Origin of the sequence: Pseudarthrobacter sp. lyk4-40-TYG-27 (assembly GCF_030209295.1) — a bacterium.
Lineage (GTDB): Bacteria > Actinomycetota > Actinomycetes > Actinomycetales > Micrococcaceae > Arthrobacter.
In genome coordinates, this window is sequence record NZ_JARVSH010000001.1 from 581,460 (window position 1) to 603,479 (window position 22,020).

The following is a 22,020-nucleotide window of genomic DNA, read 5'->3' on the forward strand; positions in this document are numbered from 1 at the left end:
TCCCTACACTGAAAGCGTGAGCAATCCAATGACGACAACAGCAGAAACACGCGCCCCGCAGCGGCTGCACGACCCCGGCGTGCGCGGGTTTGCCTCCGACAACTACTCGGGGGTCCACCCCGAGATCCTGGCAGCCCTGGCCGCCGCCAACGAAGGGCACCAGGTCTCCTACGGCGAAGACGACTACACCGCGCGGCTGCACGAACTGATGGTTGACCACTTTGGCCCGGGCATCGAATGCTTTCCGGTCTTCAACGGCACCGGCGCCAATGTGGTGTCGCTGCAGTCGCTGCTCCCCCGCTGGGGCGCCGTGGTATGCGCCTCCACGGCCCACATCAATATGGACGAGAACGGCGCACCGGAACGCATCGGCGGCCTGAAGCTGCTCCACGTCCCCACCCCCGACGGCAAGCTGACGCCGGAACTCATCGACCGGGAGGCCTGGGGCTGGGGTGACGAGCACCGTGCCCAGCCACTGGCAGTCTCGATCACCCAGACCACGGAACTGGGCACCTGCTACACCCCGGACGAGGTTCGGGCCATTGCCGACCATGCCCACGCGAAGGGCATGAAACTGCACATGGACGGGGCGCGGCTGGCCAACGCGGCCGCCCACCTGGGCGTCCCGCTGCGGGCCTTCACCAGCGATGCGGGCGTCGACATCCTCTCCTTCGGCGGCACCAAGAACGGGCTGCTCTACGGGGAGGTGGTGGTGGCCCTGAACCCGGAGGCGGCCCACGGCCTGGTGTACCTGCGCAAAATGGACATGCAGCTTGCCTCGAAGATGCGATTCCTGTCCGCCCAGTTCATCGCCTTGCTCGAAGGCGACCTGTGGCTGCGTTCGGCCTCGCACGCCAACGCCATGGCCACCCGGCTCCGCGCCGCCGTCGACACCATCGACGGCGTCCAGCCCACCCAGGAGACGGAGTCGAACGGCGTATTTGCCGTCCTTCCCCCCGGCGTGGCCGACCGGCTCCGCGGCTCCTTCCGTTTCTACGACTGGGACGAGGCAGCCGGCGAAGTCCGGTGGATGTGCTCCTTCGACACCACGGAGGAGGACGTTGATGCCTTTGCCGCCGCGATCCGGCACGAACTCCGGGACTACCGGAACGGCCGGACCGGGTGACCGGGTGACCGGCCCGCGACGGCGAGCCTTCCCGCGGTGCCGCGTCCGGCCCCGTAATCTGCCAAGGTGAACGCACTTGACCAGGTTCCCCCGGCTTTCGTCCATGCCTTGGGAACCCTCAGGAAGGCACAGTGCCGCAGTGAACTGCGCCTCGCCGAGATCCCGGCACCCGCCCGCCTGGCACCCTTCGCCGTCGCTCTGGGCGCCGAAGTCATGGCGCCCGGCGCCGGCGCCCCCGCAACTCCGGTGCACGGCCCGGCAGCCATGGCCTTCGCCTCGGCCCCGGCCTCGGGGGACGAGGACGAAACGGAACTCGCCACGGGGCGTTTCATCCTGCTCCACGACCCCGACGGCTCGGCCGTCTGGGACGGCGAGTTCCGCATCGTCACCTATATCCGCGCTGAACTCGAACCGGACATGGGCAACGACCAGATGCTGGGGACCGTGGCCTGGACCTGGCTGGTGGAGGCGCTCGAAAACCACAAGGCGGCCTACCGGGCGGCCGGCGGCACCGCCACGCGTGTCCTCTCCGAAAGTTTCGGCACCCTGGCCGGCCGCCCGGGCTCCATCGACATCGAACTCCGGGCCTCCTGGACACCGGATTCCTCCGACGTCCAGGCCCACCTGGAGGCGTGGTCGGACATGGTGTGCACCTTCGCCGGGCTGCCGCCGCTCCCCGACGGCGTCACCGCCCTCCCGCACCGGCGCCGAAGCTGACCGGGCTTTGACGGACCTGCCCGGTAAACTGGGGAAACCATGACCCCAAACATTCCGGAAAACACCACAGCCGGCGTCCCGGCTGCTGCTGCCGCACCCCATATCACCGTGGAGGGCTTCGACAGCCCCATCCCCGAAATCATCGACCTTGACTCGCCCCGCGACGGCGTTCCCCTGGTCATCGAAACGCAGTCCGGGCTGGAACGCTGCGCCGCCGCCATCGCCGCCGGCACCGGACCGGCGGGGGTGGACGCCGAGCGCGCTTCCGGATTCCGCTACGGCCAGCGGGCGTTCCTGGTCCAGATCCGTCGCGAAGGCGCCGGGACCTGGCTGATTGATCCCGAACCCTTCGGGAACCTGGGCATCATCAATGACGCCCTGCGCGGTGTGGAGTGGATCCTGCATGCCGCCAGCCAGGACCTGCCCTGCCTTTCGGAACTTGGCATGTGGCCGGACAAGCTCTTCGACACCGAACTCGCCGCACGCCTGGCCGGGCTGCCCCGGGTGGGCCTTGCCGCCGTCATCGAGCAGCTGCTGGGGTTCGGGCTGGCCAAGGAGCACTCCGCGGCCGACTGGTCCACCCGCCCGCTTCCCGAACCCTGGCTGCGTTATGCCGCCCTCGACGTCGAGGTCCTCACGGAGCTGCGCGAGGAACTCATTGAACTGCTGCAGGCTGACGGGAAGCTGGAGTACGCGGAGCAGGAGTTCGCCGCCATTCTTGCTGCCGGGATCGCTCCCCCGCGGGTGGATCCTTGGCGGAAGACCTCAGGCCTGCACCAGATCCGGGACCGCCGGCAGCTTGCCGCGGTCCGGGAGCTCTGGCTTGAACGCGACTCCCTCGCACAAAAGCGCGACGTCGCGCCTGGCCGTCTCATTCCGGACTCCGCCCTGGTGGCAGCGGCCAAGGCCATGCCCGCCACGGTGCCCCAGTTGCTGGGAACCAAGGGCTTCCACGGCCGGGCGGCGCAGCGCGAGGCACCGCGCTGGCTCCGGTGCATTGCCGCCGCGCGGGACCTCGAGGACCTGCCTCCCCTGCACCTGGCCACCAACGCCCCACCACCGCCGCGGGTCTGGGCAGACCGGGATCCGGAGGCCGCCGCCCGGCTGGCCACCGCGCGGCCGCTGCTCCAGGAGAAGGCCGAGGAACTGAAGTTGCCCCTGGAGAACCTGCTGACGCCGGACTTCCTGCGGCGCGTGGCCTGGCGCCCGCCTGCCGAGGTCACGGAGGAAACCATTTCCGCCGAACTGCAGACGCTCGGTGCCCGCCGGTGGCAAGTGGAACTGGCGGCACCGCTGATCGCGGCGGCTTTCCTGAACCCGCAGCCGCTGCCGCCCAGGGAGCCCAAATCCGCTGCCGCCGCGGACGACCAGTAGCCAAGGCCTCCGGCCCTTGCGGCCTAAGTTACTCACGAGTAACATCGGTGGAACCGACGCCATGCTGCTGCCGTCCTCCGGCATGCATCCGGCGCTACGTCTCGATGAGGAGTTACACGTGAGCCAGCACGGAAGCGGCGCATCCCCGCGCACTGTCCGCGACGTCGTCTTTGTGGACGGCATCCGCACACCCTTCGGCAGGGCCGGCGAGAAAGGAATCTACGCCGGGACCCGGGCCGATGACCTGATCGTCAAATGCATCCGCGGCCTGCTGCGCCGCAATCCGTCCCTTCCGGCGGAGCGGATCGATGAAGTAGCTGTCGCCGCCACCACCCAGACCGGGGACCAGGGGCTCACCCTCGGCCGGACCGCCGCGCTGCTGGCGGGACTTCCGCGCACGGTCCCGGGCTTTGCCATCGACCGGATGTGCGCCGGCGCCATGACCGCCGTGACCACCACGGCAGGCAGCATCGGTTTTGGCGCCTACGACGTGGTGATCGCCGGCGGAGTGGAGCACATGGGCCACCATCCCATGGGCTCCGGCGCAGACCCCAACCCGCGGTTCATGTCCGAGCGCCTGGTGGACCCGGCGGCCCTGAACATGGGCAACACCGCCGAAAACCTGCACGACCGGTTCCCGGCGATCACCAAGCAGCGTACCGATGCCTACGCGGTGGCCTCTCAGGACAAGCTTGCCGCCGCCTACCAGGAAGGCAGGATCCAGCCGGACCTGGTTCCGGTGGCCGCCCGGAAGCCGGGCCAGGGCTGGACCGTCCACAGCAAGGATGAACCACCCCGCCCCGGCACCACGATGGCGGACCTCGAATCCCTTCGCACGCCCTTCCGCGCGCACGGCAGGGTCACCGCCGGAAACGCCGCCGGGCTGAACGACGGCGCGACAGCCGCTGTCCTGGCGTCCTCCGAGGCCGCCGCCGAACTGGGGCTGCCCGTGAAGATGCGGCTGGTCAGCTACGCGTACGCCGGCGTGGAACCCGAGGTCATGGGCATCGGACCGGTACCGGCCACCGAGAAGGCCCTCAAGAACGCCGGCCTGACCATCGACGACATCGGCCTGTTCGAGATCAATGAAGCTTTCGCCGTGCAGGTCCTAAGCTTCCTGGACCACTACGGCATTGCCGACGACGACCCCCGGGTCAACCGCTACGGCGGGGCGATCGCCGTGGGCCATCCGCTGGCATCATCAGGAGTCCGGCTGATGATCCAGCTGGCCCGACAGTTCGAGGAGGACCCCTCGGTGCGCTACGGCATCACCACCATGTGCGTGGGACTGGGAATGGGTGGCACAGTGATTTGGGAGAACCCGCACCACCCCGACTACAGCGGAGCCCCCTCGGGGCAGACCGCCGCCACCACCGTTTCCGAAGGAGCCACCGCATGAGCGCCGCAGATTACCGCAAGTTGGCGGATCTTTTCCCCAACGAAACTGTCACCCACTCCTACGTGCAGGACATCGTCCTTCCGGGCACGGACGGCAAGCCGGGACCTGGCACATTCGCCCTCATCACCCTCGATAACGATCTCGACCACACCAAACCCACCACCCTGGGCCCCAACACGCTGGTGGAACTCGGTACGGCCCTGGAGGGCCTGCGCGAACGTGCTGCCCGCGGCGAGATCGTGGGCGTCGGCGTCACCGGAAAACCGCACTACCTGGTGGCCGGTGCGGACCTCTCCGCGGTGAAATCGCTGGAAAAGCGTGAGCACGGCCTGTGGATGGCACAGTTGGGCCACGACGTCTACGCCACCCTGGCCAACCTTGGCGTCCCCAGCTTTGCCTTCATCAACGGGGCAGCGCTGGGCGGTGGCCTGGAAATCGCCCTGCAGTCCACGTACCGCACCGTGTCCACCGGTGCCGGGGCCCTGGCCCTGCCGGAGGCATTCCTTGGGCTCGTTCCCGGGTGGGGCGGCGTCTACATCCTCCCCCGCCTGGTGGGCCCGGAGAACGCCGTCAAGGTCATGATCGAAAACCCGCTCAGCAACAACCGGACTCTGTCCGGCCCGCAGGCGTTCGCGCTGGGCATCGCCGACGCCCTCTTCGAACCCGCGGATTTCCTGGAACAGTCGCTGGCATGGGCCGCGGAAGTCATCTCCGGCGGCGTCGTTCCGGAACGCGCCAACGCCGTCGACCCTTCCGCCACCGGGGTGGAAGCCCGCTGGCAGGCCGCAGTTGCGGCCGGCCGCAAGTTCGTGGAGGCCAAGACGTCGGGCGCGTCGCCGGCGCCGGGCAAGGTCCTTGACCTCCTCGAGGCCAACCGCACCATGACGGCGGCGGAGTCCGCCGCCGTTGAGTGCGAGACGCTTGCCGAGTTGATGCAGACCGATGAGTTCCGCTGCACCGTGTACGCGTTCCTGGACCTGGTGCAGAAGCGCGCCAAGCGGCCCGCCGGGGCGCCCGACCGCAAACTGGCCCGCCCCGTCACCAAGGTGGGGGTGGTGGGCGCCGGACTCATGGCCGGCCAGCTGGCGCTGCTCTTCGCACGCCAGCTCAAGGTGCCCGTTGTGCTGACGGACATCGACCAGGCCCGCGTTGACAAGGGCGTGGCCTACGTCCATGCCGAAGTGGACAAGCTGCTGGGCAAGAAACGCCTCAGCCAGGACGCTGCCAACCGCACCAAGGCGCTGGTGACCGGCTCGGTATCCAAGGACGCCTTTGCGGATGCGGATTTCGTGATCGAGGCGGTCTTCGAAGAACTCAGCGTCAAGAAGCAGGTGTTCAAGGAGGTTGAGGCGATTGTCTCGCCGGAATGCATCCTGGCCACCAACACGTCGTCCCTGTCCGTGACGGCGATGGCCGAGGACCTGGAGCACCCGGAACGCCTGGTGGGGTTCCACTTCTTCAACCCCGTGGCCGTGATGCCGCTGCTGGAGGTTGTCCGCGCCCCGCGGACAGACGACGCCGTGCTGGCCACTGCATTTGAACTGGCGAAGGCCTTGAAGAAGAGCGCCGTGCTGGTCAAGGATGCGGCCGCGTTCGTGGTCAACCGCATCCTCCTGCGGCTGATGGGAGAGGTCACCGCGGTATTCGATGAGGGAACCCCGGCCGAGGTGGCCGACAACGCCTTGCGGCCCATGGGACTTCCCATGACCCCCTTCACGCTCCTGGCCATGGTGGGCCTCCCCGTGGCACAGCACGTCCAGGAGTCACTGCACGCAGCATTCGGCGACCGCTTCCCGGTCTCCGCCAACCTGGCTGCGCTCATCGACAACAACGTCAAGGCGCTCTGGGAAACTGCACCTGACGGCACCCGGGCTATCCCCGCCTCCACCCTTGATCTGCTGTCCTTCGGCTCCAGCCCCTCCACCGGGGAGCAGGTGCTGCGGCGCGTCCAGGATGCACTGGCCGAGGAGATTGGCCTGATGGTGGACGAGGGCGTCGTGGCAGGACCTGAGGACGTGGACCTGTGCATGATCCTTGGCGCCGGCTGGCCCCTGTTCCTCGGTGGCATCACGCCTTACCTGGACCGGGTGGGAGCGTCGGAGCGTGTGAACGGACGGCGTTTCCTGGCCCCCGGCGTGGCGTCCCGCCCCGCCTAGGCGCTTCGGTCCAACCTGGCCATCCCCACCAGGCGCTGCGGGCGGGGATGGTCAGGCAGGAACCAGGCGGCCGCCGTCGAGCGCCAGAAGGCGGTGGGCCGCCGAACGTGCGTAGCCCAGGTCGTGGGTAACCAGCACGACGGCGGCGCCTTCCGCGGCTGCCCGGCGGACGGCTGCATCCAGCAGGGCCAGCCCGTCGCCGTCCAGCGCCACAGTGGGTTCATCCAGTGCCAGGACGGCCGGCTTGCGCGCCAGGACGGTGGCCAGGGCCAGGAGGCGCTGGGCTGACGCCGGCAGTTCGGCGGGGTGTTCGCGCGCAGCGCCTGCCAGCCCGACTGACTCCAGCGCCGCCGCAGCACGGCGGGCTGCCTGGGCCGGACCCACCAGGCGGTCAAGGCCAAAACCGACCTCCCACAGGGCGGACCGTTCGAACAGTTGGTCGCGGGGCTGCTGGAACAGCAAGCCCACCGAGGCCGCCGTCCGCCCCACGGGTGCGCCGGAGATGTTGGCACCCCGCACCTGCACCGACCCCGCGCTGGGGCGAAGCAGTCCGTTGAAATGCCGCAGGAGGGTGGATTTTCCCGCCCCGTTGGGTCCGGTCACCGCGACGATCTCCCCCGGATGGACGGCAAGCTCGACTCCCCGCAGCACGGGTGCAACGCCACCCGGATGCCCCGCTTGAACAATTCTTCGCCGCCACCTGCCGGCCCCCGGCCCGCCCGGGTACGCGAAGTCGACACCCCGCAGCTCCAACGCGGGGGTACCCGTCTGCGGCACCACGGGACGGGGTCCGGCAACCGCTGCCGCCGCGGTGGCGGGGCGGCGGATGGCCGGCGGCACCACCCCGGAGCAGGCCCCCATGGCGGCGGGCGGACCGCTCGCGGTGACGGTCCCCCCGGACAGCACCACCCACGTCCCGGCCTCCAGGAGCAACGGATCGATGGACTGGCTAAGGATGACGACGGCGGTCCCCCGGGCCAGGAGGTCCCGCACCACAGCGGCGAGCCCGTCGGCGCCAGCCGCGTCAAGGGAGGCGAACGGCTCGTCCATGACCAGCACCGGCGGCCCGGTAATGATGGCGCAGCCGATTGCCAGCCGGCGGAGCTGGCCGCCCGAGAGCCGGGCCGGGTCCTGTTCCAATTGATCGTGCAGGCCCAACAACGCTGCGGTGCGCCCCACCGCGGCTTGCATGGCGGTACGTTCCATCCCGGAGTTCTCCAGGCCGAACGCGAGTTCCTCGGCCACGGTGGACCGGACGGTGGACAGGACCGTGGCTGCATCCTGTGGAACGAAACCCACGTGCCGGCCCCACTGGGCGGGATCGATCCGGGGGTCGTCGGGGCCGCCGTCGAACTCGAGCCGGGAACCGGACAGCTCCAGGAAGCCGGCCAGCGCTCCGTGGCCACCCGGCGGCAGCCACGCAGCGAGCAGGCGGCCCAAGGTTGACTTGCCGCTGCCGGAGGCACCCAGGATCGCCGTGAAGGAACCTGCCGTGAAGGAAACCGTGACGTCGCGCAGGGCCGCTGTTTCGTCGTCGTGGAATGTGAAGGACCGGATGCCGGCCGCCAGGACCGGGAGGTTGCCGTGAACGGCGGTGTCGGCGTCCCTCAGGCGCTCAGGCACTGGCACCTGCCTGTACCAGCCGCAGCACCAGCGCCGCCGCGGCCGCCAGCACCAGGACGGCCCGTGCCGTGCGCTGCAGCCGCGAGTCGGGCACTTCCCGGTAGCTGGTGCGGGGTCCGGTGTTGCTGAGTCCCCGTGCTTCCAGGGCCGCGGACCGGGTGCCGGCATCCTCCACCAGGGACAGGACCAAGGGGACAGCCTGGAGCCGGAACGCGGCAAGCCTGGACAGGAGGTTCCGTGTCACTACCAGCCCCCGCGACTCCTGGGCCTGGCGGATCCGCCGCGCCCGGGCGCTGATGGCCGGCAGCAGGGTCAGGGTGGAGGCCAGGACGAACGCAAACCGGCCCTGCACGCCGCGGGCGGACAAAGCCGCCACGAGGTCCGGGAGGCTGACGTTGAAGGAGAAGACCAGCAATGCCAGGACCACGGCGCCCAGCTGGAGGATCCGCTGGCCGGCGAACCCGAGTCCTTCCACCGTGACGCGGGCAGGCCCCCATGCGGCCAGGACGGTGGTCCCCTCGGGGAAGAACAGCCCGTGCAGCATCAACAGTGACAGGCCCAGGGGAACCAGGATTGCCGCGGCGGCAGCCAGGACGCGGCGGGCGGTCCCGCCTGCCGCCGAAAGACCCAGGGAGGCGCCAATCACGGTGAGCGACAGCGGCCAACTGCCGGCCGCCGTCGTGATGACCGCTGTACTCCCGGCAGCAGCCAGCAAGGTCAGCGGATTCAGGCGCACCGGCCTGGCCGGCCCGGCGGCACTGCGTTCAGGGGATGCGGTCACGGCGGTGCGGTCAGTGGTCCCGGGCAGCGCCCTGTGCCGGCGCCTCGGTGGTCCCGGCCGGGACCTTGCCTGCCAGGACACGGTGGCGGCGCAGGAACGGGAACTGCTGCCGGGCCCTGCGCGGCAAAGCATAGACGAGGATGGCCACGATGGTGAACACGATCGCCTTGTCCATGGGGTCGGAGATCAGTGCCTGCTTGGTGATGGCCGCCAGGAGGGTGTCACCCATGGCACGGAAGGCGCTCACGATCGCGCCGGTGGCCACGCCCGAGGTTCCGCCGAAGACAAACGCGGCCACGGGGGCAGACACCACACCGGCGATGATGCCGGTGACGAAGCCGGCCACCGGGGCGAGGTAGAAACGGCGGAAGAGGCCGTAGCGGGCGGCGAGCCCGGCCAGGCAGCCGATGAGTGCGGCGCCTGCCGCGAAAGGCAGCACGGTGGGGTTGAAGAACGACCAGACGATGCTGCTGAGGGCGCCCGTGGCAGCGCCCGCGGCGGGACCGGCCAGGACGGCGATCAGCACGGTACCGATGGCGTCAAGGTAGAAGGGCACCAGGGTGCTGCCGACGAACTGGCCCAGCACGATGTTCAGGACCAACGCCACCGGGATCAGCACCAAGGTGGATGCGGGAAGCGTGGGCAGGACGGCCGCGATGAGCAGGACCGCCCCGGCCAGGAAGCCGGAGAGTGCGATCAGGGCCGAGGCACTGCCGGGGCCTCCGGTGATGTCCGCGGGCTGGTTCAGGACCAGGTAGACGTAGGTTGCGGCGATGGCCAGGGCGCCGAGGATCTCCAGCAGCCGGCGGCGGCGGGCCGCCGGGCGTTCCTGGGACGGAAGCGTCAGGGAGGGCGATGACATGGGAAATGTTCCTTCGGGTGCGGGCAGTGGCCCGGCAGAACCGGGCTGGGGTGGGGCTGCCTATGTCACCTCGGCAGCAGCCGGCGGCAACTGCGCCGGGCCGGTCCGTGGCCCATTCTACCGGGCATTTCGGGGGTGGAAGCCGGCCGCGGTCCGGTAATCCTTCGCCGCCTGGTGGGCAGTCAGGCCGGCAGTCAGGCCAGCGGCAGTCCCAGCCGCCGGGCCAGGCCGCCGACGGCGGACACCAGCTCGCGGAAGGCCTGCTCCGGGTTGTTGCCGGAAACAATCCTGGCGTTCGGCGGAGCGCCCCATAGTCCGCGGAAATCGGCCACTGTGGTTCCCATCAGCAACGGCGAGCTGGTTTCGACGTCCACCGTGGCCGGGCGGACGTCGTACTCGAGCGTGCCGGCGGCAACTCCGGCGGCGAAGAAATCATGGACGTGTGCCACATAGCCCTGGTCGTACAGCCGGTGGAACTCGAAGTAGAACCGCAGTGCGTCGGACAGATGGCGGATGAGGGTGTTGCCGGATGTGCTGCGCAGGCCCTCAGGCTGGTCCGGCAGGACCAGTTCCGGCACGGCTGCACCGGCGGACTCGGCGAGTTGCCGGACGTGTTCCGGGCGCAGCTCCATCCGCTCGGTGGTGTCCAGCGAACAGACGATCGGCAACTTGGCCAGCGGCTTGCCGCGGTACGCCGCGAACACCTCCTTGGCCGCGTGCGGGTCCACATGCGTGTTCCACTCGGCCGTCGGGGTGGTGTTCCCCTGGTGGTAGAAGCTCCCGCCCATGATCACCACGCCGGCCAGGAGGTCCGGCAGGCCGGGCTCCCGGCGGAGTGCCAAGGCGAAGTTGGTCAGCGGCGCCGTGATCAGGGCGGTGAGCTCCCCCGGCCTGGCGCGGGCGTGTTCGATCCACAGGTCGACGGCGTTCCGCGCCGAGACCTGTCCGGCGGGCTCGGGCAACACCGCGTATCCGATCCCCTGCGGCCCATGCGTTTCGGGGGTGGTGGTGAGCGGAATGGACAGCGGCCCGCGCGCCCCGATGGCCACCTCGACGCCCGGCCTGCCGCACAGCTCCAGCAGTGCGAGGGTATTCCGGGCCACCTGGTCGGCGTCCACATTTCCCGGTGTCGCAGTGACGGATACGAATTCCGTCTCCGGCAGCGCGGCGAGATAGGCCAGGGCGAGGGCGTCGTCGATGCCGGTATCGACGTCGAGCAGATATGAGGTCACAGTCGCGGTACGGGGCGTGTGGGTCTCCGGTGTCCTAGAAGAGGGCAACCTTGGGAACAGTGGGGAAAATCGCATCCAGCTCTGCGAGGTCTTCAGCCGTGGGCTGCCAGTCGGCGGCCGAGGCGTTCTGGCGGACCTGCTCCGGTTTGGTGGCACCCGCGATCACGCTGGCCACGGACGGCTGTGCAGCCAGCCAGGAGAAGGCCACCTCCACCTCGGTCAGGCCGCGTTCCTTGGCAAACAGGCTGAACCGACCCAGCTGGTCCCAGTCGGCGTCCTCCACCATGTTGGTGCGTGTGTGGCTGAGGCGGGAACCGTCGGGCGCGTGGCCGGGCGCGTACTTGCCCGTGAGCAGGCCGTTGGCCAGCGGGAAATAGGGCAGGACGCCCAGGCCAAGGGCTTCGGCGGCGGGGGTGACTTCCTGCTCTGCCCGGCGGTCCAGGAGGTTGTAGTGGTTCTGGGTGGAAACGAAGCGTGCGCCGCCGAGTTCCCGGGCCACGTACTCGGCTTGGGCGATCTGCCAGCCGGCCCGGTTGGAGTGGCCGATGTACCGTACCTTGCCGCTGCGGACGAGGTCGTCGAGAGCGGCGAGGGTCTCGTCGATGGGCGTCAGCGGGTCCGGGGTATGGAACTGGTAGAGGTCGATCCAGTCGGTGCCGAGCCGCCGCAGTGACGCTTCGACGGACTGGATGATGTAGCGGCGCGAGCCCCGGTCACCGAAGTCGGGGCCGTTCGCGCCCTTGGCGTCCATCCCGAACTTGGTGGCCACCACAGCCTGGTCCCGCCGGTTTCCCAGCGCCTTTCCCAGCATGGTCTCGCTCAGTCCCGGTTCCCGGCCGTAGTTGTCCGCGACGTCGAACAGCGTGATCCCGGCCTCCAGGGCTGCGGAGACGACGGCGTCCGTGCCTTCCTGCGACTCAGTGGCGGTGTTGGCGCGGCCCAGGTTGTTGCATCCGAGGCCCACCGTGGAGACGGTGAGGCCTGATTTTCCAACGCGGCGGTAACTGGTCACGGACGACTCCTAGAGGCTGAAGCTGTTGGCGGGCTTGGCTGAGTGCTTGAGTTTGAACTGCCCGGGTTCGGTATAGGGGGCGGCACCAATGCTGAGCTTGGTGAAGTCAAGGTCCTCGCCGCGGGCGCACACCTTGATGGCATTCACGGCCTTGTTCACCTCCGGGCAGAGGCAGAAAATGTTGAGTTTGTAATCCGTGAACTCAGACCGTTCCACCGTTCCAAGGCCCCGCCAGGCAAGGTGGCTGATGAGGGCATCTTTGGCCTTCTGCTCCAGGTAGCGGTCCCGCTCCGTGCCCTCCCTGGTCTTGAGGGCGAACTGGGCCACCACCCAGGACTGCTCCTCGTTGGGGATTTCGGCGTAGCCGTCCTCCTGGCACTGGGCTGCGAAGGCATCCAGCAGGCTCTCGGCACCCTCGGCGTCGCTGACGTCGGTTTCCTCGGTCTTGCTCTGGTGCCCCACGACGCCGAAATTCATGACGAACTGGGAGTACTCCTCATCGAACCAGGCTTCCCGGAAGTGGAGGGTGCCCTCGTCGTCGCGCTTGTAGACCCTGACTATGCCGCTCATATGCGTCCCTTTGTAAACCATTCAACGTCGGTACCGTCGAAAGGCGCCTGCTGCGCCTTCACGGCATGGAAAAGCTCATCCGCGGCCGCCTGGATGTCCTCGACCAGCCGTTGGGGGTAGCGCATGGACACGCTGTGCTCGGCGAATTCGTCCTGGTCGTCGATGAAGACGCCGCGAGATTCGGTGCGGATCACGTCCAGGTCCATGTCGATCACATGGAACTCCGTGACGGCGGGCCGGATGTCCGTCCATTCGTGGCCCACGGCGAGGTCGATGTAGAGCCGCACGCCGGCGGGATGGGCAGAATCGTAGAACGTGGCCACCCAGTCGCCCTGCCGCGGCACCAGGAGCACGGCGTCCGAGCGCGTATAGAACGCGGCGCCGGGGCGCGAACAGAACTCGTTGGTGCCCTGGAAGATCCACCAGCCATGCCGGTCTTCGCCAAGGTACCGGCCGGGGACCACCCAGTGCGCCTTGCCGTTCCATTTCCGGTTGCGGGAGACCACCAGCTGCCCGGGCTGGAGTTTTCCGGGCACGCGGGTGGTGGTGGTATGCAGAACCGGACCCGACTCCCCCACGGCCCCCGGGTATTTCAGTGCGTCTTCGTCCCTCACAGGATCGGGAGGCTGCCAGTGGTGGGGTGCTGCTGCCCGGGCAGGGGACGCGCGAACGGGACCTTTGTACCCAAAACCTGCGCGACGATGTCGTGCGTTATTTGCTGGGCGGTGAGCCCCACGCGCTCCATGACCTGGGCGCGGGTGCCGTGGTCGAGGAACTCGACGGGCAGGCCAACCTCGTTCAGGGCGGTGTCCACCCCTGCCGCGCGCATTTCCTGCCGGATGCGGGAGCCGACTCCGCCGGCCCGGACGCCGTCCTCGATGCAGACCACCAGGCGGTGGTGCGAGGCCAGCGCGATGATGGAGCGGCGGACCGGGAGCACCCAGCGCGGATCCACCACTGTGCTGCTGATGCCTTGGGCACCGAGCCGGTTGGCGACATCGAGGGCGAGCTCGGACATGGCACCCACACTGACGATCAGGACGTCGTTCTCGGTGGATCCGGAGGGTCGGCGGGCCAGGATGTCAACGCCGTCGCTGAGCCGCTCGAGGGCGTCCACTTCGGGACCCACGGATCCCTTGGAGAAGCGAACCACACTGGGCGCGTCGCTGATGGCCACCGCTTCCCGCAGTTCTTCCCGGAGGCGGCTGGCGTCGCGTGGTGCGGCGAGGTGGAGGCCAGGAACGATCTGGACCATGGCCATGTCCCACATGCCGTGGTGGCTGGCGCCGTCCGGGCCGGTCACGCCGGCGCGGTCCAGCACGATGGTGACGCCGGCCTTGTGGAGGGCGACGTCCATCAGCAACTGGTCGAAGGCCCGGTTCAGGAAGGTGGCGTAGACGGCGACGACGGGGTGGAGCCCGCCGAACGCCATGCCGGCAGCAGCGGTGAGGGCGTGCTGCTCTGCGATGCCGACGTCGACGACGCGTTTCGGGTGCTTGGCCGCGAACTTGTGCAGGCCCACCGGGATCAGCATGGCGCCGGTGATGCCGACGATGTCTTCGCGTTCGTCGGCGATGGCGGCGATCTCGTCGGCGAAGACGGACGTCCAGGACTGCGCGCCGCCGGTGCCCGTTGGTTCGCCGGTTTCGGGATCGATGATGCCTACCGCATGGAACTGGTCCGCTTCATGGGCGCGGGCCGGCGCGTAGCCATGGCCCTTTTCGGTCATGGCGTGGACGATGACCGGGCCGCCGTAGTTCCTGGCGGTGGAGAGCGCATGCTCCATGGCCTGGAGGTTGTGGCCGTCCACCGGTCCGATGTACTTCATGCCGAGGTCCTCGAACATGCCCTGCGGAGCCCACCAGTCCTTGATGCCTTTTTTCATGGCGTGCAGGCTCTTGTAGGTGAACTGTCCTGCGGGGCCGCCGTTCTGGAGCTTCTTCTTCCACCAGTCCAGGGCGCCTTCATAGGCGGGTGCGGCGCGGAAGGAGTCGATGGTGGGGCGCAGGGACGCGAGGTAGTCGGCAAATCCGCCCACGGTCGGGGCGTAGGAACGGCCGTTGTCGTTGACTACGATGACAACCCGGCGTTTCTTGTCCGCGGCGATGTTGTTGATGGCTTCCCAGGCCATGCCACCGGTCAGGGCGCCGTCGCCCACGATGGCCACCACGTGCCGGTCGCCTTTGCCGGTGAGCTGGCGGGCCCGGGAGATGCCGTCGGCCCAGGACAAGGATGAGGATGCGTGCGAGCTTTCCACGATGTCGTGTTCGGACTCCGCGCGTGAGGGGTAGCCGGAGAGGCCGCCTTCCTGCCGGAGGGTACTGAAGTCCTGGCGTCCGGTCAGGAGTTTGTGGACGTAGGACTGGTGGCCCGTGTCAAAGACGATGCTGTCGCGGGGGGAATCGAAGGTGCGGTGGACGGCCAGCGTCAGTTCCACCACGCCAAGGTTGGGTCCGAGGTGTCCGCCCGTCTGTGAGACGTTCGTGATCAGGAACTCCCTGATCTCCGAAGCCAGCTGCTCCAGCTGTTCCTCGGTCAACTCGTTCAGGTCCTGCGGATTCCGGATGGTGTCCAAGATTCCCAATGACCCCTCCTTCGGGTGGTAGACGTGCCGTTTAACTCTAACGCCTTGGCTTGGTTGCAAAGCCGAAGCCCCGGCTGGTCGGTGACCGGCCGGGGCTTCGGGGAGGATGCTGGCTGCGCAGCTGTTCCGCTAGTTCGCGGAGATCTGCCGCAGCACGTACTGCAGGATGCCGCCGTTGCGGTAGTAGTCGGCTTCACCCGGGGTATCGATGCGCAGGACCGCGTCGAAGCTCGTGGTGGTGCCGTCTTCGGCCGTCGCGGTGACCTTCAGGGTCTTCGGCGTGGTGCCTTCGTTCAGGGCGGTGACGCCCTCAACCGCGAAGGTTTCCGTGCCGGTCAGGCCCAGGCTGGCGGCGTTCTGGCCGGCCGGGTACTGCAGCGGAAGGACGCCCATGCCGATCAGGTTGGAGCGGTGGATGCGCTCGTAGCTTTCGGCGATGACGGCCTTGACGCCCAGCAGCGCCGTGCCCTTGGCGGCCCAGTCGCGGGACGAACCGGAGCCGTACTCCTTGCCTGCCAGGACCACCAGCGGGGTGCCGGCTGCCTGGTAGTTCTGCGCGGCGTCGTAGACGTAGGCCTGGGGGCCGTCTGCCTGGGTGAAGTCGCGGGTGAAGCCGCCTTCGACGCCGTCGAGCAGCTGGTTCTTGATCCGGATGTTGGCGAACGTGCCGCGGATCATGACCTCGTGGTTGCCACGGCGCGAGCCGTAGGAGTTGAAGTCCTTGCGCTCCACGCCGTTGGCCAGGAGGTACTGGCCCGCCGGGGTGTCGGACTTGAAGGAACCGGCCGGGGAGATGTGGTCGGTGGTGACGGAGTCGCCAAGCTTCAGCAGCACGCGCGCACCGGTGATGTCCTTGACCGGCTCCGGCTGGGCCTGCATGCCCTCGAAGTACGGGGGCTTCCGGACGTAGGTGGACTTCTCGTCCCAGGCGAAGGTGTCGCCGGCGGGGGTGTCCAGGGCCTTCCAGCGGTCGTCGCCTTCGAAGACGCCCTCGTAGCCGCGGGCGAACATGCCTTTGTCGATCGAGGAGTCGATGACCTGCTGGACCTCGACCGGATTCGGCCAGATGTCCTTGAGGAAGACATCGTTGCCGGCCTCGTCCTGGCCCAGGGCATCGTTTTCGAAGTCGAAGTCCATGGTTCCGGCCAGGGCGTACGCGATGACCAGCGGCGGGGAGGCCAGGTAGTTCATCTTGACGTCCGGGTTGATCCGGCCTTCGAAGTTGCGGTTGCCGGAGAGGACGGCGGTGACGGAGAGGTCGTTGGCCTGGATGGCCTCGGAGATCTCGGGGTCGAGCGGGCCGGAGTTGCCGATGCAGGTGGCGCAGCCGTAGCCCACGATGTAGAAGCCGAGCTTCTCCAGGTACGGGGTCAGTCCCGACTTGTTGTAGTAGTCGGTGACCACCTTGGAGCCGGGAGCCACGGAGGTCTTGACCCAAGGCTTCGCGGCCAGGCCCTTTTCCACGGCGTTGCGGGCCAGCAGTGCGGCGGCCAGCATCACGGAGGGGTTGGACGTGTTGGTGCAGGAGGTGATCGAGGCGATCGACACGGCTCCGTGGTCCAGTTCGAACTCGCGGCCGTCGGCGGTGGTGACAGCCACCTTCTTGGACGGACGTCCGTTGGACTTGGGACCGTGGGCGTGCGGGGCCTGCTCGGTGAGGTGGGTCGCCGAGGCGGTGAAGGACGGCGAGTCGGAAGCAGGGAAGCTCTCGTCGATCGCTTCGTCCAGGCTGCCGTCGGCGAGGTCCACCTTGACGTAGTTGCGGAGGTCCTCGCGGAACTGGGCCTTGGATTCGGTGAGGATGATGCGGTCCTGCGGGCGCTTCGGTCCGGAGATTGACGGAACGACGGTGGACAGGTCCAGCTCGAGGTACTCGGAGAACTTGATCTCACGGGAGGGGTCGTGCCAGAGGCCCTGTTCCTTGGCGTAGGCCTCGACCAGGGCGACGTTCTCGTCTGACCGGCCGGTGAGGCGCAGGTAGTCGAGGGTGACGTCGTCGATCGGGAACATGGCGGCGGTGGAACCGAATTCGGGGCTCATGTTGCCGATGGTGGCGCGGTTGGCCAGCGGCACAGCCGCGACGCCTTCGCCGTAGAACTCAACGAACTTGCCCACCACTCCGTGCTGGCGCAGCTGTTCGGTGATGGTGAGGACGACGTCGGTGGCGGTGGCACCGGCCGGGATGGATCCGGTCAGCTTGAAGCCGACGACGCGCGGGATCAGCATGGAGACGGGCTGGCCCAGCATGGCAGCCTCGGCCTCGATACCGCCGACGCCCCAGCCGAGCACGCCCAGGCCGTTGACCATGGTGGTGTGCGAGTCGGTGCCGACGCAGGTGTCGGGGTAGGCGCGCAGGGCACCGTCAACCTCGCGGGTCATGACGGTGCGGGCCAGGTATTCGATGTTGACCTGGTGCACGATGCCGGTTCCCGGCGGGACGACCTTGAAGTCGTCGAACGCGGTCTGGCCCCACCGGAGGAACTGGTACCGCTCGCCGTTGCGCTGGTACTCGATCTCCATGTTGCGCTCCAGTGCGCCGGAGTTGCCGAAGGCGTCGATCTGCACGGAGTGGTCGATGACCATTTCCGCCGGTGCCAGCGGGTTGACCCGCTTGGGGTCGCCGCCGAGTTCCTTGACGGCTTCACGCATGGTGGCGAGGTCCACAACGCAGGGCACGCCAGTGAAGTCCTGCATGATCACGCGCGCCGGCGTGAACTGGATTTCAGTGTCGGGCTCGGCGTTGGGATCCCAACCGGCCAGTGCGCGGACGTGGTCGGCCGTGATGTTCGCGCCGTCCTCGGTCCTCAACAGGTTTTCAAGCAATACCTTGAGGCTGAACGGAAGGTTTTCTGCACCTTCAACGGAGTTCAACCGGAAAATTTCGTAATCGGTTCCGGCTACATTAAGTTTGCCTTTTGAACCGAAGCTGTCCACAGTGCTCATCGCAGGACTCCTCTCGCAACAGTTTCATCTTTGTCGCGCGGTTGACCGCCTGCTAGTTAGGATGCCCTAAGTAGTTCGAGGGCCCGAAAATTGCACACGGCCGGCCGAGAATTCGGGCGCGACGTGGGACTACTACGGCCATCGTAGTCCAAAACGCCGGTGGCATCACGGACCGGGAGCCAGCAGTGCCACGGTCTCCAGGTGGTGGGTGTGGGGGTACAAGTCGAAGGCACGGAGCCCGGCGAGTTCCCAGCCCGAGCGCCGAAAGTAACCGAGGTCACGGGCAAACGACGCCGGATCGCAGGACACATAGGCAACGGCACGGGGCTGCGAGGCAATGAGTTGCCCGACGACGGCTTTCCCTGCCCCCGCACGGGGCGGATCGAGGACAAGAGCGTCGAAATTCCGCGGTTTCTGGCGGAGCACGCGCTCCACGCGGCCCTGGACCACCTCCACCTGCGGAGCGGAATGGAGGTTCTTGCGTGCATCGCGGCTGGATCCGGGCGCACCTTCGACCGACAGGACGGACCCGGTCTCCCCCACGGCATCGGCCAGCACGGCAGTGAACAATCCGGCCCCGGCGTACAGATCCGCCACCACCGCCCCGGGGTGCAGGAAGCCGCCGCCGCGCAGGAATTCCGTGACGGCGCCCACAAGTGTCCCGGGCGCGTCGCGGTGGATCTGCCAGAAGCCCGCGCCCGACACGCGGTAATCGTGGCCGGCCGCCGTTTCCTGCACCCACGTCCGTCCCCGGACCTGGGTCGCGTCGCCGCTGACCGGATCGAACGCCGCCACGGATACCTCCGCCGGCAGTCCGGCGGCAATGGCCCGCAGCCGCTTGTCCTTGGTTCCCGGCGCCGGAGCCAGGAGCACCAGTGGGCGGGAGCCGTTCGCCGGAGCCGCCACCTCAACGCGTTCGATGCCCTGCAGGTCCAGCTCCCACAGGCGGAGGGCGTTGACCGCTTCCGTGGCCAGCGGCATATCCCGCACCGGAACGATATGCCCGGAACGGTGCGCGTGCATCCCCAGCTTGCCGCCGGGGGTGACCGAAAAGCTCGCCCGCGTCCGCCACCCGAGGCCGGAGCCGTCGTCGTGCGCCTCCCCCACGGCTTCGACGCTGCCGGCCCACACAGACGGTGCAGGGTCAACGCCGGCGAGCCGGGTGAGCTGCTCGGCCAGGACGTCCGCCTTGAGTTGCCGCTGCCGGGCCAGCGTGATGTGCCCGAATTCGGCGCCGCCCACCGGCGGATGGCCGTGGCCCCAGGCCCGGGCTGAATCGGCGAGGTGCCAGAAGTGCTCCACCCGGTCCGGGGACGCATCGAGGATCTCCACGGCGTCCGCCCGCCAGAACTTGGCGTGGTCTCCGGCATCGGTCAGCCGGACACGGACCTTTTCGCCGGGGATGGCGTGCCGGACAAAGACCACCCGGCCTTCGTGGCGGGCCACGCAGTGCCCGCCGTGGGCAACCGGCCCGACGTCGAGCACGGCTTCTTCGCCGGCGTGGCCGGCCTGGTCGGATGCCGGCACTGCCGTGGGCGAGGTTCTTGCGGTCACTGGACGTCCTGCAGATTCTTGGCTTCTTCGGATGATTTGAGCTGCCAGGGAACGCTGGCCACCATGACGCCGGGTTCGAAGTGCAGCCGGGTCTTGATCCGCAGCGCGGTCTGGTTGTGCACCAGCTGCTCCCACCATTTGCCCACGACGTATTCCGGAATGTAGACCACGATGAGGTCCCGCGGGGAGTCAAGGCGCATCTGCTTGACGTAGTCCATGATGGGCGTGACCGTCTCGCGGTACGGGCTGGCAAGGACCGTCAGCGGGACCGGGATTTCGAGCTTTTCCCAGTCGGTAATGGTGTGGGCGGTCTCTTCCGGATCGATGTCCACCGTGATGGCGTCCAGCCGTGAGGGCCTGGACGCGCGGGCGTAGGCCAGGGCACGCAGCACGGGCTTGCGGACGTGCGAGACCAGCAGCACGGCGTGGACCCGGGTGGGCAGCGCGCGCGGCGAGGAGTCCTCGTCCACGGCAAGTTCCTTGGCCACATTGTCGTAGTGCGCCCGGATGCTCCACATGATCAGGAAGAGGATGAACATGGCCAGCAGTGCGATCCAGGCGCCTTGCTGGAACTTGGTGATGAGGACGATGACGAGCACCAGGCCGGTCATGCCGAACCCGATGGTGTTGATGGTGCGGGATTTCAGCATCCGGCGCCGGACGGCCTTGTCCTTGACGAGTTTGAGTTCGCGGCCCCAGTGCCTGATCATGCCGAGCTGGCTGAGGGTGAAGGAGATGAAGACGCCCACGATGTAGAGCTGGATCAGCTTGGTGACGTCGGCGTCGAAGGAGATGATCAGCACCAGGGCGCCGGCGGCAAGGGCCAGCACGCCGTTGCTGAAGGCGAGCCTGTCGCCGCGGGTGCGCAGCTGCCGGGGCAGGTAGCCGTCCTGCGCCAGGATGGAGCCCAGCACTGGGAAGCCGTTGAAGGCGGTGTTTGAGGCGAACACCAGGATGACGCCGGTGGCTGCCACCACGATGTAGAACGGGATGGAACCGGGGCCGAAGATGGTCTGTGCGATCTGGCTGATGGCGGGGTTCTGGATGTAGCCCTCGGGCAGCGGCTTGCCGTCGAGCAGGAACTCCCTGGCCGGGTCCAGCACGATGTGGACCTTCGTGGCGTTCGCCAGGTAGATAATGCCTGCGAGCATCGCGGCGCCGATGATGCCCAGGAGCAGCAGGGTGGTTGCCGCGTTCTTGCTTTTGGGGTGCCGGAAGTTGGGAACGCCGTTGCTGATCGCTTCGACACCCGTCAGTGCCGCGGCGCCGGAGGAGAAAGCCCGCAGGAGCAGGAAGGCACCGGCGAGGCCCACGAGGCCCTGGTCGAAGCCTTCGGTCGGGACGATGGTGAAGGCTGCAGACGGCGCCTGGCCAAGCTGCCCGGTAGCCGCCTGGAAGATGCCTACCGCGGTCATGCCCAGGATCGAGGCCATGAAGATGTACGTGGGGACCGCGAAGACGCTGCCCGCTTCCTTGATGCCGCGCAGGTTCACCAGGGCAAGGATGACGACGCCGATGGTGGCAATGATTGCCTGCTGGCCGTGCAGCGACGGGACAGCCGTGGTGAGGTACGCCGCGGCCGAGGACATGGACACGGCAACCGTCAGGACGTAGTCCACCAGGAGCGCGGAGGCCACAGTCAGGCCCGCGTACTTTCCCATGTTCACGTTGGCAATCTCATAGTCGCCGCCGCCGGAGGGGTAGGCGTGGACGTTCTGCCGGTAGGAGGCAACGACGGTCAGCAGGACCACCATCACGGCCAGGCCCACCAGCGGTGAAATCGCCACCGCACTGACGCCGGCCAAGGCAAGGGTCAGCAGGATCTCATCCGGGGCATAGGCTACGGACGACAACGCGTCCGACGCGAAGATCGGCAGTGCGATCTTTTTCGGCAGCAGGGTATGGGCAAGGCGGTCATTCCGGAAAGGCCTGCCCACCAGCACGCGTTTGACGGCGTTCAGTATTGTCAACACCCCACAAAGCTAGTCGGAATCGCGGACGATGTCATGACGGAGCCGGGCCGGGCCGAACCGCGGACGTGCCGGTAGAGTTCTAGCTGCACGATCGTGACGTACATACAGAGGAGA

Annotated in this window: 16 protein-coding genes; 5 read left to right on the top strand and 11 right to left on the bottom strand. The window is 68.0% G+C overall.

Annotated elements, in window-relative coordinates:
- Positions 1–28 precede the first annotated feature (28 nt).
- The 5 genes from QRM96_RS02740 to QRM96_RS02760 all read left to right on the top strand — a co-directional run bounded on the left by QRM96_RS02740 (position 29) and on the right by QRM96_RS02760 (position 6,772).
- Entirely contained in the window at positions 29–1,126 is a 1,098-nt protein-coding gene (locus QRM96_RS02740) for a threonine aldolase family protein (protein ID WP_109864063.1), read from the top strand.
- Positions 1,127–1,192: 66 nt separating this feature from the next.
- Complete coding sequence (locus QRM96_RS02745) at positions 1,193–1,843, top strand: DUF3000 domain-containing protein (RefSeq protein ID WP_109864024.1); 651 nt, start codon at positions 1,193–1,195, stop codon at positions 1,841–1,843.
- A gap of 39 nt (positions 1,844–1,882) precedes the next feature.
- Positions 1,883–3,217 (top strand): HRDC domain-containing protein, encoded by a 1,335-nt coding sequence (locus tag QRM96_RS02750; protein WP_018761123.1) that lies wholly within the window; start codon positions 1,883–1,885, stop codon positions 3,215–3,217.
- A 118-nt stretch (positions 3,218–3,335) separates the two neighbouring features.
- Entirely contained in the window at positions 3,336–4,616 is a 1,281-nt protein-coding gene (locus tag QRM96_RS02755) for a thiolase family protein (RefSeq protein WP_018761122.1), read from the top strand.
- A complete protein-coding gene (locus QRM96_RS02760; protein ID WP_285318261.1) occupies positions 4,613–6,772 on the top strand; it encodes a 3-hydroxyacyl-CoA dehydrogenase NAD-binding domain-containing protein in 2,160 nt (719 codons plus the stop codon). Before QRM96_RS02755 ends, QRM96_RS02760 begins: the two co-directional genes overlap by 4 nt.
- A 51-nt stretch (positions 6,773–6,823) precedes the next feature.
- Here the strand turns inward: QRM96_RS02760 and QRM96_RS02765 are convergent, their stop codons facing one another.
- The 11 genes from QRM96_RS02765 to QRM96_RS02815 all read right to left on the bottom strand — a co-directional run bounded on the left by QRM96_RS02765 (position 6,824) and on the right by QRM96_RS02815 (position 21,906).
- Entirely contained in the window at positions 6,824–8,395 is a 1,572-nt protein-coding gene (locus QRM96_RS02765; protein ID WP_285318263.1) for an ABC transporter ATP-binding protein, read from the bottom strand.
- Positions 8,388–9,176 carry an energy-coupling factor transporter transmembrane component T gene (locus QRM96_RS02770; RefSeq protein WP_109864028.1) on the bottom strand — a complete coding sequence of 263 codons (789 nt, stop codon included), beginning with the start codon at positions 9,174–9,176 and terminating at the stop codon, positions 8,388–8,390. Before QRM96_RS02770 ends, QRM96_RS02765 begins: the two co-directional genes overlap by 8 nt.
- Positions 9,177–9,186: 10 nt before the next feature.
- On the bottom strand, positions 9,187–10,038 hold the full coding sequence (locus QRM96_RS02775) for a glycosyl transferase family 9 (RefSeq protein ID WP_109864029.1): 852 nt from the start codon (positions 10,036–10,038) through the stop codon (positions 9,187–9,189).
- Positions 10,039–10,232: 194 nt separating this feature from the next.
- Positions 10,233–11,270 carry a nucleoside hydrolase gene (locus tag QRM96_RS02780; RefSeq protein WP_285318265.1) on the bottom strand — a complete coding sequence of 346 codons (1,038 nt, stop codon included), beginning with the start codon at positions 11,268–11,270 and terminating at the stop codon, positions 10,233–10,235.
- Between the two features lie 34 nt (positions 11,271–11,304).
- Positions 11,305–12,282, bottom strand: coding sequence for an aldo/keto reductase (locus QRM96_RS02785; RefSeq protein WP_109864031.1), 978 nt, complete (start codon positions 12,280–12,282; stop codon positions 11,305–11,307).
- Positions 12,283–12,291: 9 nt separating this feature from the next.
- Positions 12,292–12,852 (bottom strand): hypothetical protein, encoded by a 561-nt coding sequence (locus QRM96_RS02790; protein ID WP_018761115.1) that lies wholly within the window; start codon positions 12,850–12,852, stop codon positions 12,292–12,294.
- Positions 12,849–13,466, bottom strand: a complete 618-nt coding sequence (locus tag QRM96_RS02795; RefSeq protein WP_018761114.1) for a DUF402 domain-containing protein — start codon at positions 13,464–13,466, stop codon at positions 12,849–12,851. The genes QRM96_RS02790 and QRM96_RS02795 overlap by 4 nt, the downstream gene beginning before the upstream one ends.
- Positions 13,463–15,436, bottom strand: coding sequence for a 1-deoxy-D-xylulose-5-phosphate synthase (gene dxs, locus QRM96_RS02800; RefSeq protein WP_018761113.1), 1,974 nt, complete (start codon positions 15,434–15,436; stop codon positions 13,463–13,465). Before dxs ends, QRM96_RS02795 begins: the two co-directional genes overlap by 4 nt.
- 129 nt (positions 15,437–15,565) lie before the next feature.
- Entirely contained in the window at positions 15,566–18,379 is a 2,814-nt protein-coding gene (locus QRM96_RS02805) for an aconitate hydratase (RefSeq protein WP_018761112.1), read from the bottom strand.
- Positions 18,380–18,544: 165 nt separating this feature from the next.
- A complete protein-coding gene (locus QRM96_RS02810; RefSeq protein ID WP_285318268.1) occupies positions 18,545–19,933 on the bottom strand; it encodes a class I SAM-dependent RNA methyltransferase in 1,389 nt (462 codons plus the stop codon).
- On the bottom strand, positions 19,930–21,906 hold the full coding sequence (locus tag QRM96_RS02815; protein WP_285318269.1) for an APC family permease: 1,977 nt from the start codon (positions 21,904–21,906) through the stop codon (positions 19,930–19,932). The genes QRM96_RS02810 and QRM96_RS02815 overlap by 4 nt, the downstream gene beginning before the upstream one ends.
- Positions 21,907–22,020: the final 114 nt, after the last annotated feature.

Excerpts from the sequence above, each read along its gene's own strand:
- QRM96_RS02760 (WP_285318261.1), top strand. The coding sequence starts at position 4,613 with ATGAGCGCCGCAGATTACCGCAAGTTGGCGGATCTTTTCCCCAACGAA.
- QRM96_RS02775 (WP_109864029.1), bottom strand. The coding sequence starts at position 10,038 with ATGTCATCGCCCTCCCTGACGCTTCCGTCCCAGGAACGCCCGGCGGCC.
- QRM96_RS02750 (WP_018761123.1), top strand. The coding sequence starts at position 1,883 with ATGACCCCAAACATTCCGGAAAACACCACAGCCGGCGTCCCGGCTGCT.
- QRM96_RS02805 (WP_018761112.1), bottom strand. The coding sequence starts at position 18,379 with ATGAGCACTGTGGACAGCTTCGGTTCAAAAGGCAAACTTAATGTAGCC.
- QRM96_RS02740 (WP_109864063.1), top strand. The coding sequence starts at position 29 with ATGACGACAACAGCAGAAACACGCGCCCCGCAGCGGCTGCACGACCCC.
- QRM96_RS02790 (WP_018761115.1), bottom strand. The coding sequence starts at position 12,852 with ATGAGCGGCATAGTCAGGGTCTACAAGCGCGACGACGAGGGCACCCTC.